At 68.7% G+C, this 16,279-nt stretch carries 16 protein-coding genes; 10 read left to right on the top strand and 6 right to left on the bottom strand.

Annotated features, from left to right (window positions below):
* Positions 1-67: 67 nt before the first annotated feature.
* The 3 genes from VOI27_RS02355 to recR are packed head-to-tail and all read left to right on the top strand — an operon-like array spanning position 68 to position 2,053.
* On the top strand, positions 68-412 hold the full coding sequence (locus VOI27_RS02355) for a YbaB/EbfC family nucleoid-associated protein (RefSeq protein WP_323763680.1): 345 nt from the start codon (positions 68-70) through the stop codon (positions 410-412).
* 25 nt (positions 413-437) lie between these two features.
* A complete protein-coding gene (locus VOI27_RS02350; protein ID WP_323763679.1) occupies positions 438-1,463 on the top strand; it encodes a TraB/GumN family protein in 1,026 nt (341 codons plus the stop codon).
* A complete protein-coding gene (gene recR / locus VOI27_RS02345; RefSeq protein WP_323763678.1) occupies positions 1,460-2,053 on the top strand; it encodes a recombination mediator RecR in 594 nt (197 codons plus the stop codon). Before VOI27_RS02350 ends, recR begins: the two co-directional genes overlap by 4 nt.
* A gap of 43 nt (positions 2,054-2,096) precedes the next feature.
* On the opposite strand, the gene VOI27_RS02340 is transcribed toward recR, so the two are convergent.
* The 6 genes from VOI27_RS02340 to VOI27_RS02315 form a co-directional block, all read right to left on the bottom strand.
* Positions 2,097-2,561, bottom strand: coding sequence for a hypothetical protein (locus VOI27_RS02340; RefSeq protein ID WP_323763677.1), 465 nt, complete (start codon positions 2,559-2,561; stop codon positions 2,097-2,099).
* Positions 2,562-2,692: 131 nt separating this feature from the next.
* Positions 2,693-3,301: a glycerol-3-phosphate 1-O-acyltransferase PlsY gene (gene plsY, locus VOI27_RS02335; RefSeq protein ID WP_323763676.1), complete on the bottom strand. Its 609-nt coding sequence runs from the start codon at positions 3,299-3,301 to the stop codon at positions 2,693-2,695.
* A complete protein-coding gene (gene pyrC / locus VOI27_RS02330; RefSeq protein WP_323763675.1) occupies positions 3,301-4,578 on the bottom strand; it encodes a dihydroorotase in 1,278 nt (425 codons plus the stop codon). The genes plsY and pyrC overlap by 1 nt, the downstream gene beginning before the upstream one ends.
* Positions 4,575-5,042 carry a DUF4268 domain-containing protein gene (locus VOI27_RS02325; protein WP_323763674.1) on the bottom strand — a complete coding sequence of 156 codons (468 nt, stop codon included), beginning with the start codon at positions 5,040-5,042 and terminating at the stop codon, positions 4,575-4,577. Before VOI27_RS02325 ends, pyrC begins: the two co-directional genes overlap by 4 nt.
* A 152-nt stretch (positions 5,043-5,194) precedes the next feature.
* Positions 5,195-5,743, bottom strand: coding sequence for a hypothetical protein (locus VOI27_RS02320; protein WP_323763673.1), 549 nt, complete (start codon positions 5,741-5,743; stop codon positions 5,195-5,197).
* A complete protein-coding gene (locus VOI27_RS02315; RefSeq protein WP_323763672.1) occupies positions 5,740-6,690 on the bottom strand; it encodes an aspartate carbamoyltransferase catalytic subunit in 951 nt (316 codons plus the stop codon). Before VOI27_RS02315 ends, VOI27_RS02320 begins: the two co-directional genes overlap by 4 nt.
* Before the next feature lie 153 nt (positions 6,691-6,843).
* Between VOI27_RS02315 and VOI27_RS02310 the strand changes: the two genes are divergently transcribed.
* From VOI27_RS02310 to VOI27_RS02280, 7 genes are all read left to right on the top strand, one after another.
* Positions 6,844-7,626, top strand: a complete 783-nt coding sequence (locus VOI27_RS02310) for a uracil-DNA glycosylase (protein WP_323763671.1) — start codon at positions 6,844-6,846, stop codon at positions 7,624-7,626.
* 25 nt (positions 7,627-7,651) lie between these two features.
* A complete protein-coding gene (moaB, locus tag VOI27_RS02305) occupies positions 7,652-8,194 on the top strand; it encodes a molybdenum cofactor biosynthesis protein B (protein WP_323763670.1) in 543 nt (180 codons plus the stop codon).
* 85 nt (positions 8,195-8,279) lie between these two features.
* Positions 8,280-9,737: an efflux RND transporter periplasmic adaptor subunit gene (locus VOI27_RS02300; RefSeq protein ID WP_323763669.1), complete on the top strand. Its 1,458-nt coding sequence runs from the start codon at positions 8,280-8,282 to the stop codon at positions 9,735-9,737.
* 474 nt (positions 9,738-10,211) lie between these two features.
* On the top strand, positions 10,212-13,613 hold the full coding sequence (locus tag VOI27_RS02295) for an efflux RND transporter permease subunit (RefSeq protein ID WP_323763668.1): 3,402 nt from the start codon (positions 10,212-10,214) through the stop codon (positions 13,611-13,613).
* 175 nt (positions 13,614-13,788) lie between these two features.
* Positions 13,789-14,484 (top strand): protein TolQ, encoded by a 696-nt coding sequence (gene tolQ / locus VOI27_RS02290; RefSeq protein WP_323763667.1) that lies wholly within the window; start codon positions 13,789-13,791, stop codon positions 14,482-14,484.
* Between the two features lie 3 nt (positions 14,485-14,487).
* Positions 14,488-14,961 (top strand): protein TolR, encoded by a 474-nt coding sequence (tolR, locus tag VOI27_RS02285; protein ID WP_323763666.1) that lies wholly within the window; start codon positions 14,488-14,490, stop codon positions 14,959-14,961.
* Between the two features lie 12 nt (positions 14,962-14,973).
* The gene (locus VOI27_RS02280) at positions 14,974-16,218 is read left to right on the top strand and encodes a cell envelope biogenesis protein TolA (RefSeq protein ID WP_323763665.1); all 1,245 of its coding nucleotides are present in this window, start codon (positions 14,974-14,976) and stop codon (positions 16,216-16,218) included.
* Positions 16,219-16,279: the final 61 nt, after the last annotated feature.

The following is a 16,279-nucleotide window of genomic DNA, read 5'->3' as shown; positions in this document are numbered from 1 at the left end:
GCGCGCCCCTTGCCGACCGGCACCGCCGCCCGTATCTAACCCTCAAGCAACCCGATAGGAGTTCCCGATGTTCAAAGGACTTGGAAATCTCGGCGACATGGCCGGGATGATGAAAAAGGCCCAGCAGATGCAGGCCAAGATGACCGAGCTGCAGGACAACCTGCACGCCATGACCGTCACCGGCGAAAGCGGCGCGGGCCTCGTCAAGGCCACCGCCAGCGCCAAGGGCGAGCTCAAGGGGCTCGACATCGACCCGTCGATCTTCAACGGTGACGACAAGGAAGTGGTCGAGGACCTGATCCTCGCCGCAATCAAGGACGCCCAGCAGCGCGCCGCCCAGAAGGCCGAGGACGAGATGTCGCGGCTGACCGAGGAAATGGGCCTGCCCAAAGACATGAAGCTGCCGTTCTGAGGTGATGACGGGCCGGGGCGTCATCTTGGCACTGGCGGCGGCGCTGTTCGGCGGCACCGCACTCGAGGCCCAGGACTGGGCCACGCGGGCGCTTTGCGACGTGGCCGAACCGCGGCTCGACGAGGCCGCCTTCGCCCCCGCCAGTCTCAAAGAGCTGCAGGCCGAGGCCGGCGCGATGGCTCATGCCACCGGCCGGTTCTGGCGGGTGGTGGCGCCCTCGGGCGCGGTGTCGCACCTCTGGGGCACGATGCATTCCGCCGATCCGCGCATCCTGGCGCTGCCCGACCTGGTCGAGCAGCGCATCGCCGAGGCCCGGCTGGTGGCGCTCGAGATCGACCCGGTGCTGCCGTCGCGGGCCGCCTTCGACGCGCAGTTCGACAGCGCCGACTGGTACCGCGACACGCCGCTGACCGAGGCGCCCGACGGGCTCGACCCGCAGGTGCTGGGCTGGATCCGGCTGCGCACCGAAGGGCTGGGCTGGGGCCGCGGCGCGCCTGAGCGGCTCACCCCGGGCGCGCTGGCCGAACTGCTGCTCTCCGATCCCTGCAACGATTTCTCGGCCGGCGTGCTGCCGACCCAGGACGGGCGGATCCAGATGCTCGGTCAGATCGGGGGCGCGGACATCCTGCCGCTCGAGCCGGCCGACCGCATCCACCGGCATCTCGACCAGCCCGGCAATGCCGGCTTCGCGGTGGATTTCCTCAATGTCTACGGCGCCTATCTCGACCCCGGTCTGACCACGGCGCAGCGCGCCAGCCAGATGGCGCTTTACCTTTCGGGCAGGCTCGGCCTGCTGATGGCCTGGGACCGGGCGGTGGTGGGCGCGGTGCTGGCCGACGGCGGCGGTGCCGTCGACCGGGTCAACCGCCACCTTCTGACCGCCCGCAACCGGGCCTTCATCGCCACCGCCCGGGCCGAGCTGGCCGCGGGCGGGGTGTTCGTCGCGGTCGGCGGCTTTCACCTGCCGGGCGAGACCGGCCTCGTGGCGCTGCTGCGCCACCAGGGGTTTACCGTCACCCGCATTCCGCTGCCGGGCGAGGCCCGGCCGTGAACGCCACCCGCGACATCGACGCGCTGATCGAGCTCATGGCCAAGCTGCCGGGCCTCGGACCGCGCTCGGCGCGGCGCGCGGTGCTGCACCTGATCCGCAAGCGCGGCCTGCTGATGACGCCGCTGGCCGACCTGATGAGCGATGTCGCCGCCAGCGCCCGCGAATGCCTGAACTGCGGCAATATCGGCACCAATGACATCTGTGACATCTGCGACAGCGAGAAACGCGCCAACGGCATGATCTGCGTGGTCGAGGACGTGGCCGACCTCTGGGCGATGGAGCGTTCGGGCGTCTTCAGGGGTCGCTACCACGTGCTCGGCGGCACCCTCTCGGCGCTCGACGGGGTCGGCCCCGAGGAGCTCTCGATCCCGCGGCTGGTCGACCGGATTTCGGCCGAGAGCGTCACCGAGGTGATCCTCGCCCTCAACGCCACCATCGACGGCCAGACCACCGCGCATTACATCGCCGACCAGCTCGGGGGCCGGGTGACCCTGACCTCGCTGGCGCAGGGGGTGCCGATCGGCGGCGAGCTCGACTACCTCGACGACGGCACCATCACCGCCGCGCTGAATGCCCGCAAGGCGCTCTGAGATCCTGCGGGTCCGCGTTGACCGGACCCGCATCCCAAAGGCTTCAGGACGAAAAACTCCATGAGGCGGTGATAGAGGGCATTTGTCCTGCCTTGCTCTCCAGGACAATCTTTCCGTCGGTCTTTTCCACCTTCTCCCAGATCGCGGCACCCACCTTGTGGCCGCCATAACCAGCTGCAATGCCCACGGCCGCGCCACCGATGAGCGAGAACACATCGGTCCTGCCCGACAGGGCAGCGAGACCCGCGCCGCCGAGACCGGCCATCGCGGCAGTGACGAATTCACCGCCCGAATTGTCGTCGAACTTGTAATCCGCCTTTTCGATGACGGACCGGACGATTGCCTTTCTGTTTTCATCCAGCTCGGAATAGTTGTCCAACACAGCCTGCGCTTCGCTGTCGGTATCCGACTGTTCGGAAAGTGCTACGGAATCGCCTTCGGCAATGGCTTCGACATTCCGGGTGTTTTGCACGACACTGGTGACAGGTCGCGTGGATCGAATGATCATCTTGTCGCTCCAGAAAACGGCATCAGAGGCTTCAACATTGCCACATGCGCTCCGAATCGCAAAATTGATCCTTTCGGCTGATCGATCCTGTCCATTCGTCAGGCAAGAGCCGGTCCGGGGGTCAAGGGCCCTCAGCGCTTCCTGCCGATCCGCGGCTCTTCACCGCTCAGGATCCGCCGGATGTTCGCCTGATGCCTGGCCCAGACGATCAGGGCCAGCACGGCGCAGAGCACCACCATCGACGGATAGCCCAGCAGCCAGGCCCAAAGCGGCGCCAGAGCCGCCGCCAGCAGCGCCGAGGCCGAGGAGATCCGGGTCAGCGCCGCGCCCACCACCCAGGTGGCGCAGGCCGCCAGCCCCAGCGGAAAGGCCAGTCCGAGCAGCAATCCGAGGAAGGTGGCCACGCCCTTGCCGCCGCGAAATCCCAGCCAGACCGGGAAGCAATGGCCGAGAAAGGCCATCAGCCCGGCCAGCTGCGCCGCGTCCTCGGCTGCCAGCCAGCGGGCGATCAGCACCGCGATGGCGCCCTTGAACGAATCGAGGATCAGCGTCGCCAGCGCCGCCGGCTTGTTGCCGGTGCGCAGCACGTTGGTGGCGCCGATGTTGCCAGAGCCGATCTTGCGCAGATCGCCCAGCCCCAGCGCCCGCGCGATGACCATGCCGAAGGGCACCGAGCCCAGCAGGTAGCCGATCACGGCCCAGAGGATCAGCCCGCCAAGGGCGGTTTCCAGCACCGGCATCAGGGTTCTCCATACACGCGGCGGCCGGAAACGAAGGTCGCCAGAACGCGGCCCTGCATCCGGGCGCCGTCAAACGGCGTGTTCTTGGATTTCGACCGCAGTTCGAACCGGTCGAGCACGAAGGGCGCATGGGCATCGAACAGCACCAGATCGGCCGGCGCCCCGGCGGCCAGCCGGCCGGCGTCGAGCCCCAGTAGCCGCGCCGGGGCGAGGCTCAGCGCGCGGAACAGCTGCGGCAGGGTCAGCGCCTCGGCGTGATAGAGCCGCAGCGCCGCCGGCAGGAGCGTCTCGAGCGCCACCGCGCCGGAGGCCGCTTCCTCGAAGGGCAGGCGCTTGCTTTCCTCATCCTGCGGCGTGTGCATCGAGCAGATCACGTCGATCAGCCCGTCGCGCAGGGCCTCGATCATCGCCTGCCGGTCGTCCTCGGCCCGAAGCGGCGGCTTGACCTTGAAGAAGGTGCGGTAATCGGCCACGTCCATCTCGTTCAGCGTCAGGTGATGGATCGAGATGCCGGCGGTGACGTCGAGCCCGTTGCGCTTGGCGCGCTGCAGCGCCGGCAGGGCGCGGGCGGTGGTGATCTGGTCGAAATGCGCCCGCACGCCGGTCATCTCGATCAGCGCGATGTCGCGGTCGAGCCCCATGCGCTCGGCCATCGCCGAGACCGCCGGCAGGCCGCGCAGCGAGGCAAATTTGCCAGAGGTGGCCACCGCCCCGTCGGAGAGCATCGGCTCCTGCGGGTGCAGCATCACCAGTGCGCCGAGCGAGCGGGCATAGGTCAGTGCGCGGCTCAGCACCTTGGTGTCGCGGATGACCACGTCGCAATCGGAGAAGGCCACCGCGCCGGCATCGAGCAGGAAGCCGATCTCGGCCATCTCGCGGCCCTGCCGGCCCTTGGTCAGCGCGGCCATGTGATGGACATGCACCAGCGCATCGGCCTGCGCCCGGCGGGCGACGAACTCGAGCCCCTCGGGGCTGTCGATCGCCGGCGTGGTGTCGGGGCGGGTGACGATGGTGGTGACGCCGCCTGCGGCCGCAGCGCGGCCGGCGGAAGCATAGCTCTCCTTGTGGCGCTCGCCCGGTTCGCAGACCTTGACGCCGATGTCGACGATGCCGGGCGCGAGGCATTTGCCGCCGCAATCCAGCACGTTGTCGATCTGCGGCGGCGCATTGCTGCCGGTGGCGACGATCACCCCGTCGCGCAGGTGCAGCCAGCCGGGGCTGTCGGTGCCGGCCTCGGGATCGATCAGCCGGGCGTTTGTCAGCAGGAGCGAGGTCATCTATCACCCTTTTGCAGCGAAGTTAGGTCAATGCGCGAAAGGAGCGGATTGAAGGTGATATGAAATCGGTTCAGCATATCGGCTATCCAGCTGTGTTGATTTCGCCAATTGGACGTCGCATTCAAGTCCAAGCCGTCGTTCTTCACGTAGGTCTTCCGGCGCCGGACGCCGACCTTCTGCTCCCAGATGAGAGTTGATCCGATCTGGGTTTCGATTTCGTCCCGCTGTCGGTGCAGACGATCGAACAACGCATGGGCGTGATCGCCATCCATGAACAATTCGACGCGAATTTCGTGTCTACTTGGCACCAATGCTACATTGAGGGACGCACCTTCGAACCCGACATCATGGGCAACCCATGTCAACTTGGTCGGGGCAACTGCCTGCACGGGGCCGGACCCTGAGGCGATCAGCGATTCGAACGTATCCCAGTAAGAGAAGAGCACTTGTTCCTGCTCATCCATCGCCCTCACCCCGCGATCCAGATCATCACGCCGACCAGCGCGAACATCACCAAGAGCGCCACCGTGGCGACGCGGCCCGACATCTTCGGGTCATTGGGTTCCTGCATCGCGCGTCCTTTGCGTCACTGTCATTGGCCTGCCGGCGCCGGCGCTCATGCCAGCGCCCAGAGCACCACGCCGAGCACCGCCAGCGCCACCACCGCGCCGATGATCAGCCCGGGGCGCATCGGCCGGCCCGCGGGCTCCGGCGCGGCGGCGGCGGGGGGCTCAGGGGTTTCCGGCGCCGAAGCGCTCTCGGCGCGGGGTTTTTCCAGCGGCACCGGGTCGCGGGCCTCGCCGAAGGTGGCGATCCAGCGCAGCGGATGGGTCACCCGCAGCTGCTGGCCGATCCGCTCGAAGGCGGCCGAGCGCATCACCATGACCCGGCCCTTGACCCGCTCGAGCTGGGCGCGGATCGGCGCCAGCTCGTCGTCGGGGATGCCGTGGCCCTCGGCCAGGTAATCGGCCAGCGGCATGCCTGAGAGGTCGTTCATGTCGAACAGGTCGATGTGATCTGGGTCGAGCGCGGTGGCCCCGGTCATCCGCTGCAGCGCGCGGGCGTCGTCGTCGAGCAGGGTCTGCGCCTCGTCGAGCGGCAGCTCCAGCGTGAAGACGCGCACCAGACCGTGCTCGTCGGCGGGTATTTCGAGAATGTCGCTCATGTCATGATCCCTTCTGTGGGGGCGGAGGCCCGGTTGCGGACCAGCAGGTCCATCGCCGCCATGCGGACGGCCACGCCCATCTCGACCTGTTCCTGGATGACCGAGCGGTTGATGTCATCGGCAATCTCGCCGTCGATCTCGACCCCGCGGTTCATCGGGCCGGGGTGCATGACGATGGCATCGGGCTTGGCATGGCCCAGCTTCTCGGCGTCGAGCCCGTAGCGGTGGTAGTATTCCCGCTCGGAGGGAATGAAACCGCCGTCCATCCGCTCCTTTTGCAGCCGCAGCATCATCACCACGTCGACGTCCTTCAAACCTTCGCGCATGTCGTCATAGACCTCGACCCCGAAGGCATCGATCCCGGCCGGCAGCAGCGTCGGCGGGCCGACGAGGCGCACCCGGTTCTCCATCTTGCCCAAGAGCAGGATGTTCGACCGCGCCACCCGGGAATGGGCGATGTCGCCGCAGATCGCGATGTTGAGCCGGTGCAGCCGGCCTTTGGCCCGGCGGATGGTCAGCGCGTCCAAGAGCGCCTGCGTCGGATGCTCGTGCCGCCCGTCGCCGGCATTCAGCACCGCGCAGTTGACCTTTTGTGCAAGCAGGTCGACGGCGCCGGAATGCGGATGACGCACCACCAGCAGGTCGGGATGCATGGCGTTGAGCGTCAGCGCGGTGTCGATCAGCGTCTCGCCCTTCTTGATCGAGCTGGCCTGCATCGCCATGTTCATCACATGCGCGCCAAGCCTCTGGCCGGCCAGTTCGAAAGAGGCCTGGGTGCGGGTCGAGTTCTCGAAGAACATGTTGATCTGGGTGCGCCCGGCCAGCGCGTCGCCGTGGCGCTTGTCGCGGTTGAGCCGGACGTAGTCATCGGCCAGATCGAGCAGCGCGGTGATCTCTGACGGGTGGAGCGGCTCGATGCCGAGAAGGTGGCGCTGGGTAAAGGTCATGACCTGCTCCGGTTCGGGTTGGCTGCGGTTATAGGAGCGGGGGCGGATGCGTTCAATGGGGGCACTTTCGGCTGGCCGCGGATTTGCGGATTTGGCAAGGAACGTCAGGCAGAGCGTTTCCCTTCGGAGACCGGGCGGGGTAGGATCGCGGCGATGGACTATCACCAACACATGAGCCTGCGCGCGGCGCTGGAATGGCAGATCGAGGCCGGGGTGCTCGACACCCTCGGCGAGACGCCGGTGGACCGCTATGCCGTGCCCGCCGCGCCGGAACAGCCGAAGAGGGCCGCAAGGGCCGAGGAGGCGAACCCGGTGGACGCCGCAACCGGTGCGCCCATGGCTGCTGCGGCGGCCGATCCGGTGGCCGAGGCGCAGCAGATGGCGACGGCGGCGCAGGATCTGGCCGGGCTGCAGGCGGCGCTGGCGGCCTTTCCCCATTGCGAGCTCCGGCGCGGTGCCCGCAACACGGTCTTTGCCGATGGCACCCCCGGCGCGCGGGTGATGATCATCGGCGAATCGCCCGGCCGCGAGGAGGACCGGCAGGGCCGTCCCTTCGTGGGCCAGGCCGGCCAGATGCTCGACCGGATGCTCGCCGCCATCGGTCTGAGCCGTGCCGAGAGCGTCTACATCACCAATGTTCTGCCCTGGCGGCCGCCGCAGAACCGCGACCCGCTGCCCGACGAGATCGCCATGATGCGCCCCTTCGTCGCGCGTCACGTGGCGCTGGCGCAGCCCGATCTGCTGGTGCTGGTCGGCAATATCTCCTGCGACGCGGGCCTCGGCAAACGCGGCATCACCCGGCTCCGTGGCAGCTGGACCGAGGCCTATGGCAAGCCCGCCCTGCCGATGTTCCACCCGGCCTACCTGTTGCGCCAGCCGCATCTCAAGCGCGAGGCCTGGGCCGACCTCCTCTCCCTCAAGGCCCGCCTCGGCTGAGCCTGCCATCCCGCGAGACCCCTCTATGAGCCCAATCGACGACAGCCGCGACTTCATCCCGGTGCGCATTGCCATCCTGACGGTGAGCGACAGCCGCACGCTGGCCGAGGACCGCTCGGGCGATGTTCTGGCCACCCGCATCGCCGCCGCCGGCCATGAGCTGGCCGCGCGCCGCATCCTGCCGGACGAGCGCGCCGAGATCGCCGCCCAGCTGCGCGCCTGGAGCCTTGATCCGGACATCGACGTGGTGATCTCGACCGGCGGCACCGGTCTCACCGGCCGCGACGTGACGGTCGAGGCGCATCGCGACGTCTATGACAAGGAGATCGAGGCCTTCGGCACGGTCTTCACCCATGTCTCGATGGCCAAGATCGGCACCTCCGCCGTGCAGAGCCGGGCCACCGGCGGGGTGGCCAACGGCACCTACATGTTCGCGCTGCCCGGCTCGCCCGGTGCCTGCAAGGACGCCTGGGATGAAATTCTGGGCTTTCAGCTCGATTATCGCCACCGCCCCTGTAACTTTGTCGAGATATTGCCGCGATTGACCGAGCATCAGCGACGGAAATAGCCGATAAGCGCGTATCAATGTCAAACCGGTGCGAGCGGAGCGGGGCACCGGCAACCTGTGTTCAACGATTACGGGGATGTCGCGCATGCGGTTCCTACGCCAGAGCCTGACCGGCCTGTTTCTTCTGTCCCTGACGCTGGGCCTTCTGGTCTATGCCGGCGCGCTGGTGCGCGAGGCGGTCGAGGCCCGGATCAACCAGGAACGGCGGGTGCCGCAGGCGCGCGAGCGGGTGTTTGCCGTCAACGTGGTCGAGGCCGCGCCGCAGACCGTGACCCCGGTGCTGACCGCCTTTGGCGAGGTGCAGAGCCGCCGTGAGCTCGAGGTGCGCGCCGCCAGCGCCGGCAAGATCGTCGAACTGGCCGAGAGCTTCGAGGAAGGCGGACGCGTCCGGGAAGGGACGCTGCTGGTGCAGATCGATCCCGGCGATGCCGAACTGGCGCTGGGCCGGGTGCAGTCCGACCGGCTCGACGCCCGCGCCGAACAGGCCGAGGCCGAGAGCGCGCTGGTGCTGGCGCGTGACGAGTTGCAGTCGGCCGAGGAACAGGCCGCCCTGCGCGAAAAGGCCTATGACCGCCAGCGCGACTTGCTGAGCCGCGGCGTCGGCACCGCCGCCAGCGTCGAGACCGCCGAGCTCGCGGCCTCTTCGGCGCGGCAATCGGTGCTCACGCGGCGTCAGGCCGTGGCCCAGGCCGAAAGCCGGGTCAGCCAGGCCGCCACCGCCCTGCAGCGCGCCGAGATCGCGCTGGCCGAGGCGCAGCGGCGGCTTGACGACACCCGGATCACGGCGCGGTTTGACGGCACGCTGGCGGATGTGAACGCCACCCTCGGCCGGCTGGTGTCGAACAACGAGCAACTGGCGCGGCTGGTCGATCCGACGGCGCTCGAGGTCTCGTTCCGGGTGTCGACGGCGCAATATGCCAGGCTGCTGGATACGCAGGGGGCGCTGGCGCGCGCGCCGGTGAAGGTGACGCTGGATGTGCTGGGCTCTGCGCTGGTCAGCGAGGGCGTGCTGGTGCGCGACAGTGCCGCGGTGGGCGAGGGCCAGACCGGGCGGCTGCTGTTTGCCCGGCTCGATTTGGTGCGCGGGCTGAAACCGGGTGATTTCGTCACCGTCGAGATCGAGGAACCGCCGCTCGAGCGGGTGGTGCGGCTGCCCTCCTCGGCGCTGGACGCGGCGAGCCGGGTGCTGGTGCTCGATGCCGAGGACCGGCTGGAAGAGATGCAGGTGAGCCTGCTGCGCCGGCAGGGCGATGACGTGCTGGTGCGCGCGCAGGGTCTGGCGGGGCGCAGCGTGGTGGCCGAACGGACGCCGCTGCTGGGCGCCGGGATCAAGGTTCGGGCGCTGCGGCCGGGGGCGGCTGCCGCGCCGGTAGAGCCCGAGATGCTGGAGCTGACCGCCGAACGACGGGCAAAGATCCGCGCCTTTGTCGAGGGCAACGCACGGATGCCGGACGATGCCAAGGCGCGGATCCTGACGCAGCTGGAGCAGGAAAAGGTGCCGGCACAGGTGGTGCTGCGGATCGAGGAACGGATGGGGGGGTGAAGGGATGAGGCGTCACGACGGTGCAACCAAGCGCCAAGCCGCGCGATCGCCGATCCGCGGGGTGGCGATCCGAGCCTGGCAATCCGCCACTTTATGCCGGCGAAATCCGTACAACCTCACAGTAGTGCGCCCAGCTTCACCAAACCGCCGCCCGTCACGCTCAACGCGTGCGGTTCTTGGACGGCGCACCCTTGGGGCGGCGGGGCGGGTCGGCAATCGCGCGGTGGCCCGCGGCCTTGTAGCGCGCTGCGGGCTCACGAACGACCGGGCGGTGCCAGTCATCATTCGCCGGTCCCGTTTCCAACTGCTTCTGCAGGATCACGCCGGATGCGGGCCTTCGGCAATCGGACAGCGTCTTGCTGATTTCCGCGCAAGTGATCGCGTAGTGACCCGCGGCCTTGCTCCGCGCCTGAAGCCGCGGTGCTTCACCGTCACGCCAGCCAACCCCGTCATACCTGCTCCGGAGACCCGCCCATGATCCGCGATCTTCCTCCCGGCCCCGGCGGCATCCTCAGCTACTTCACCCGCCACCGCACCCTGGCCAACCTGCTGCTGGTGCTGCTGGTCGCCGCCGGGGTGATGGCCGCGCCCAACATGCGGGCGCAGTTCTTTCCAGACGTGATCGTCGACGAGGTCTCGGTCTCGGTCAACTGGGACGGGGCCGGGGCCGAGGACGTCGACGCCGCCATCGTCCAGATCCTCGAGCCCGCGCTTCTGGCCGTCGAAGGCGTCGAGAGCGCGGAGTCCACCTCTCGCGAGGGCCGCGCCAGCATCGATCTCGAGTTCGAACCGGGCTGGGACATGGCCCGCGCCGGCGATGACGTGCAGGCGGCGGTCGATGCGGTCTCGAACCTGCCGGAAGAGGCCGACGATCCGAGCATCCGCCGCGGCGGCTGGCGCGATCGGGTGACCGACGTGGTGATCACCGGCCCGGTCGGCGTCGACCAGCTGGCGCGCTTTGCCGACGAGATGGTGGTGCGGCTCTTTGCCGAAGGCGTCACCCGCTCGACCATCCGCGGCCTTGCCGCGCCGCAGACCATCGTCGAGGTGCCCTCGGTGGCGCTCATCCGCCATGACGTCACCATGAGCCAGATCGCCGCCGCCATCGCCGCCGAGGTCGATGCCGACCCGGCCGGCGACGTGACCAGCGCCAACACCCGCGTGCGCACCGGGGTCGAGAAGCGCTCGGCCGACCAGATCGAGGCCATCGCCCTGCGCTCCAATGACGACGGCTCCAAGCTGACCATCGGCGACGTCGCCACCGTCCGGGTCGAGGGCATCGACCGCGACCGCAGCTATTTCGTGGGCGAGAACCCGGCGATCTCGGTCCGGGTCGACCGCTCGAACCAGGGCGACGCCATCGAGATCCAGCGCACCGTCGAGGAGGTTGCCGAAACGCTCGAGGCGACCCTGCCGGACGGCACGAGAATCGATCTGATCCGCACCCGCGCCGAGGCGATCACCGGCCGGCTCGACATCCTGCTCGACAATGGCTCGATGGGGCTGGCGCTGGTGCTGGCGCTGCTGTTTCTGTTCCTCAACGCCCGCATCGCCTTTTGGGTGGCGGCGGGCATTCCGGTGGCGATGGCGGCAACCATCGCGCTGATGTTCGCGGCCGGGCTGACGCTCAACATGATCTCGCTGTTCGCGCTGATCATCACCCTGGGCATCGTGGTCGATGACGCGATCGTGGTGGGCGAACATGCCGATTTCCGCTATCGCCGGCTGGGCGAGCGCCCGGTGGTGGCGGCCGAGAACGCCGCGCGGCGCATGGCGATGCCGGTCTTTGCCTCGACCCTGACCACGGTGATCGCCTTCTTTGGTCTCACCGCGATCTCCGGCCGCTTCGGCGACCTGATCTCCGACATTCCTTTCACCGTGATCGTGGTGCTGCTGGCCTCGCTGGTGGAATGCTTCCTGATCCTGCCCAACCACATGGCGCATGCGCTGGTGCACCAGTCGAAGGAGCATTGGTACGACTGGCCCTCGCGTCAGGTGAACCGCGGCTTCCGCTGGGTGCGCGACGTGATCTTCCGCCGGGTCATGGCGGTGGTGGTCCGGGCGCGCTATGCGGTGCTGGCCGGCGCGGTGGTGCTCTTGGCCAGCCAGGTGGCGCTGTTCATCCGGGGCGACGTGCAATGGCGCTTCTTCAATGCCCCCGAACAGTCCTCGGTCACCGGCAATTTCGCCATGGCGCCCGGCGCCAGCCGGCAGGACACGCTCGAGATGATGCGCGAGATGCAGCGCGCCACCGAGGCGCTGGGCGATGAGTATGAGGCCGAGCATGGCCGCAACCCGATCGACTATGTCATCGCCGAGATCGGCGGCAACGCCGGCCGCGGCCTTGCCGGCACCGACACCAAGGAGAGCTACCAGCTCGGCGCGATCTCGATCGAGCTGATCGACCCGGACCTGCGGCCCTATTCCAGCTTTCAGTTCGTCGCCGCCCTGCAGGACGCGGTCGGCGGCCACCCGATGCTGGAAACCGTGAGCTTTCGCGGCTGGCGCTCCGGTCCGGGCGGCGATGCCCTCGACGTGCAGTTCTATGGCGCCTCGTCAGAGGTGCTCAAGGGTGCCTCGGAAGATCTGAAGGAGGCGCTCGGTCGCTTCCCCGAGGTTTCGGCGGTCGAGGACAACCTGGCCTATGACAAGGAAGAGCTGATCCTCGAGCTCACCGCACAAGGCCAGGCGCTGGGCTTTACCATCGACGGGCTGGGCACGGTGCTGCGCCACCGGCTGGGCGGGATCGAGGCCGCGACCTATCCCGACGGGCCGCGCTCGGCCGCGATCCGGGTGGAGCTGCCCGAGGGCGAGCTGACCGCCGATTTCCTCGAACGCACCCAGCTGCGCGCGGCTTCGGGGTCCTATGTGCCGCTGGCCGATATCGTCAGCGTCACCCGGCGCACCGGCTTTTCCACCGTGCGGCGCGAGAACGGCATCCGGCTGATCTCGGTCACCGGCGACATCTCCGAGGATGACCCGGCCCGGGCGCAGGAGATCCAGGAAGTGCTGCAATCCGAGGTGCTGCCGAAGATCGCCGAGGAGCGGCAGGTCGATTACCGGATCTCGGGCCTGTCCGAGCAGGAGAACGACTTCCTCTCCGACGCCCGCAACGGGCTGATCCTGGTGCTGCTGGGCATCTATCTCGTCTTGTCTTGGGTCTTTGCCAGCTGGACCCGGCCGCTGGTGGTGATGTCGATCATCCCCTTCGGCCTGGTGGGCACGATCTATGGCCATTATTACTGGGAGGTGCCGCTGAGCATGTTCACGGTGGTGGGGATGCTGGGCATGACCGGGATCATCATCAACGATTCCATCGTGCTGGTCAGCACCATCGACGAATACGCCAGAGACCGCGGGCTGGTGCCCTCGATCATCGAAGGCGCGGCCGACCGGTTGCGGCCGGTCTTCCTGACCACGGCGACCACCGTGCTGGGGCTGGCGCCGCTGCTGTTCGAGCGCTCGTCACAGGCACAGTTCCTCAAGCCGACGGTGATCACCCTGGTCTACGGGCTGGGCTTCGGCATGGGGCTGGTGCTTTTGGTGGTGCCGGCGCTGGTCGCCATCCAGCAGGACCTCGGCCGGATGCAGGCCACCCTGCGCCGCGGCTGGCGCTTTCGCGCGCCGCGGGTCAGGGCGCTGATGCTGCTGGCGACGCTGGCGGTGCTGGGCTGGCTGGCAGCGACCCTGGGCGCGGTGGCGCTGACCGGCGCGCTGCCGGCGGCGCTGACGGGCCTTCTGCCGGCGGGCCTGGGGCAGGGGCTGGGGGCGGCGTTCATGCTCTACCTGGCAGGGGCGGCGGCGCTGGTGCTGCTGGCTCTGGCGGTGGCGCTCGTCTCGCTGGGCCTGGCCCGCAGGCGGCGCGCGGCGGCCTGACCGGGGCCGGGTGAAACGCCGATCACCGGGGCTTGGCGAATATCCGCCAAGGTGGCCCACATTCGCGTGACAAAGCCTGTCCGCGGGCGCCTTGGTGTTGGCTTTCCCCCTGTCTTTCCGCTACGCTTGCGCCCAAACGGGCCGCACAGAACCGGCCACAACAAAGAGCAGGCTGATGGAAACAGAGACCCTCGCGCTCGCACAGGAGATCGATTTCTCCATGTGGGGCCTTTTCGCCCGTGCCACCCTGACCGTGAAGCTGGTGATGATCGCGCTGATCGTGGCAAGCTTCTGGTCCTGGGCGATCATCTTTTACAACCTCGTCACCTATCGTCGCGCCAAGCGCGAGGCGCGCCGCTTCGACCGCGCCTTCTGGTCCGGCGAGCCGCTCGACGAGCTGTTCGAGCAGATGGGGCCGGAACCCAAGGGCCGGGCGCAGCGGGTGTTTGCCGCCGGCATGCTGGAATGGCGCCGCTCGCACCGCGAGGACGGCGGGCTGATCCCCGGCGCGCAGGCGCGCATCGACCGCTCGATGAACGTCGCCATCGCGCAGGTCAGCGACGAGCTGCAGAACGGGTTGTCGGTGCTGGCGACGGTGGGCTCGACCGCGCCCTTCGTCGGCCTCTTCGGCACCGTCTGGGGCATCATGAACGCCTTCGTCGAGATCGCCGAGCAGCAGAACACCTCTCTGGCCGTCGTCGCCCCCGGCATCGCCGAGGCGCTGCTGGCCACCGGCCTCGGCCTGCTGGCGGCAATCCCGGCGGTGATCTTCTACAACAAGCTGAGCGCGGACGCGGACCGGATCCTGTCGGGCTACGAGAGCTTTGCCGACGAGTTCGCGACCATCCTCAGCCGCCAGCTGGACAGCTAGGCCATGGGCGCACATATCGTCAAACCGGGCGGCGGCGGCAGCCGCAGGCGCCGCAGGGGCGGGGCCAAGCCGATGTCGGAAATCAACGTCACGCCCTTTGTCGACGTGATGCTGGTGCTGTTGATCATCTTCATGGTCTCGGCGCCACTGCTGACCGTCGGCGTGCCGGTGGAACTGCCGAAAAGCGCGGCCTCGGCGCTCTCGGCCGACAGCGAAGAGCCGCTGACCGTGACCCTGACCGCCGAGGGCGGCATCCTGATCCAGACCACCGAGACGCCGTCGGGCGAGCTGATCGGCAAGCTGCGCGCCATCGCGCAGGAGCGGTCCAGCGACCGGGTGTTTCTGCGGGCTGACGGGGCGGTGTCCTATGCACAGGTGATGGAGGTGATGGGCGCGCTCAATGCCGGTGGCTTTTCCAACATCGGGCTGGTGACCGAGACCGGCGGGCCGCGGCTCGACGGTCAGGACGAAGGCTAGGCCGGGGTCGCCGTGAGCGCAGATCAGGATATCTCCGAGGAGGGCCGTCGCCGGCTGCACTTCGGCTTTTACCTCTCGGGTGCGGCGCATGTCGGCCTGATCGGCTGGCTGCTGATCGGACCGCTGTTTCAGGTCGAGCCGCTGCCTTTCGACGTCACCACCGTGACCACCATCAGCGAAGCGGATTATGCCGCGCTGTCGGGTCAGGTCGCGCCGGAAGAGCCTGCGCCCGAGGTGGTGCCAGAGGTCGCGCCCACGGTGCCCGACGCGCCCGAGGAGCCGGCCCCGCCGGCCGCCGAGGACACCCCGCCGCCGGCCCCGGTCGAGGAATCGCCGGCCCCGGTGACCCCGCCCGAGCCGGTCGAGGAGCCGCCGGCACCCGCGCCGGAGGCACTGCCAGAGGTGCCAGAGCCGCCGGCGCCGGTGACCCCGCCAGACGATATCCCGCCGCCGGAGCCGGCGCCGCCCGCCGATGAGGACGTGGCGGTGGTGCTGCCAGAGGTGACGCCGCGGCCGCAGCCCCGCCCGGCGCCGCGCGTCGCCCCCGAGCCCATCGCGCCGCCCGAGCCCGAGGTGGTGATCGAGGACACCACCCAGGATGCGGTGGTGGCCGAGGAAGAGGCGCCGACGCCCGAGCCGCAGGAAGAGCAGGAGGCCGCCGCCGAGGAGGAGGCCACCAGCGAGATCGTCACCGAGGCCGACGAGGCCCCCTCGGGCGCGCCCGAGCGCTCGGTCCGCCCGCGCGGGCGTCCTCGCACGCCAACCGCCGTGGCCGAGGCCCCGACGGAATCCCCGGCTGAAACGCCGGCCGAAACGCCGACGCCCGCCACGCCCGCACCTGCGCCGGAGGACACTGCAGACGCGGTGGCCGACGCGCTGGCCGAGGCGCTGGGCGGCAGCAGCGATCCGACACCGGCCCCCGCCGCCGCACCGAGCGGCCCGCCGCTCACCGCCGGCGAACGCGAGAACCTGCGTCTGGCGGTGCAGGACTGCTGGGTGATCGATGTGGGCTCTGCCGCGGCGCGCGTGACGGTGGTGGTGACCATGGAAATGGAGCAATCCGGCCGCGTGGCGGCGAACTCGATCCGCCTCGCCGGCAGCGACGGGGGTGACGCGCGTGCAACAGAAGTCGCCTTCCAGGCCGCCAGACGCGCGATTATCCGCTGTCAGAAGGACGGCTACGCACTGCCGGTCGACAAATACGACCAATGGCGGCAAATCGAGATGACCTTTAATCCCGAGAAGGTAAGTAGATGAGTGTGAAACACCCTGTGACCCAGGTTCTGACTGCCCCGGCTCTGACCGCTCAGGGTCTGAC

The sequence above is a fragment of the Marinovum sp. genome, from assembly GCF_034669705.1.
In the GTDB taxonomy this organism is placed as follows: Bacteria; Pseudomonadota; Alphaproteobacteria; order Rhodobacterales; family Rhodobacteraceae; genus Marinovum.
This window is presented reverse-complemented; position numbering and strand designations above follow the sequence as displayed.

Bases quoted from the DNA above. Each gene is read 5' to 3' on its own strand.
- plsY (WP_323763676.1), bottom strand. From the start codon at position 3,301: ATGCCGGTGCTGGAAACCGCCCTTGGCGGGCTGATCCTCTGGGCCGTG.
- VOI27_RS02300 (WP_323763669.1), top strand. From the start codon at position 8,280: ATGCGGTTCCTACGCCAGAGCCTGACCGGCCTGTTTCTTCTGTCCCTG.
- tolR (WP_323763666.1), top strand. From the start codon at position 14,488: ATGGGCGCACATATCGTCAAACCGGGCGGCGGCGGCAGCCGCAGGCGC.
- VOI27_RS02320 (WP_323763673.1), bottom strand. From the start codon at position 5,743: ATGAGCGACATTCTCGAAATACCCGCCGACGAGCACGGTCTGGTGCGC.
- moaB (WP_323763670.1), top strand. From the start codon at position 7,652: ATGAGCCCAATCGACGACAGCCGCGACTTCATCCCGGTGCGCATTGCC.
- VOI27_RS02315 (WP_323763672.1), bottom strand. From the start codon at position 6,690: ATGACCTTTACCCAGCGCCACCTTCTCGGCATCGAGCCGCTCCACCCG.
- VOI27_RS02310 (WP_323763671.1), top strand. From the start codon at position 6,844: ATGGACTATCACCAACACATGAGCCTGCGCGCGGCGCTGGAATGGCAG.
- VOI27_RS02325 (WP_323763674.1), bottom strand. From the start codon at position 5,042: ATGGATGAGCAGGAACAAGTGCTCTTCTCTTACTGGGATACGTTCGAA.
- VOI27_RS02295 (WP_323763668.1), top strand. From the start codon at position 10,212: ATGATCCGCGATCTTCCTCCCGGCCCCGGCGGCATCCTCAGCTACTTC.
- VOI27_RS02340 (WP_323763677.1), bottom strand. From the start codon at position 2,561: ATGATCATTCGATCCACGCGACCTGTCACCAGTGTCGTGCAAAACACC.
- VOI27_RS02355 (WP_323763680.1), top strand. From the start codon at position 68: ATGTTCAAAGGACTTGGAAATCTCGGCGACATGGCCGGGATGATGAAA.
- tolQ (WP_323763667.1), top strand. From the start codon at position 13,789: ATGGAAACAGAGACCCTCGCGCTCGCACAGGAGATCGATTTCTCCATG.
- pyrC (WP_323763675.1), bottom strand. From the start codon at position 4,578: ATGACCTCGCTCCTGCTGACAAACGCCCGGCTGATCGATCCCGAGGCC.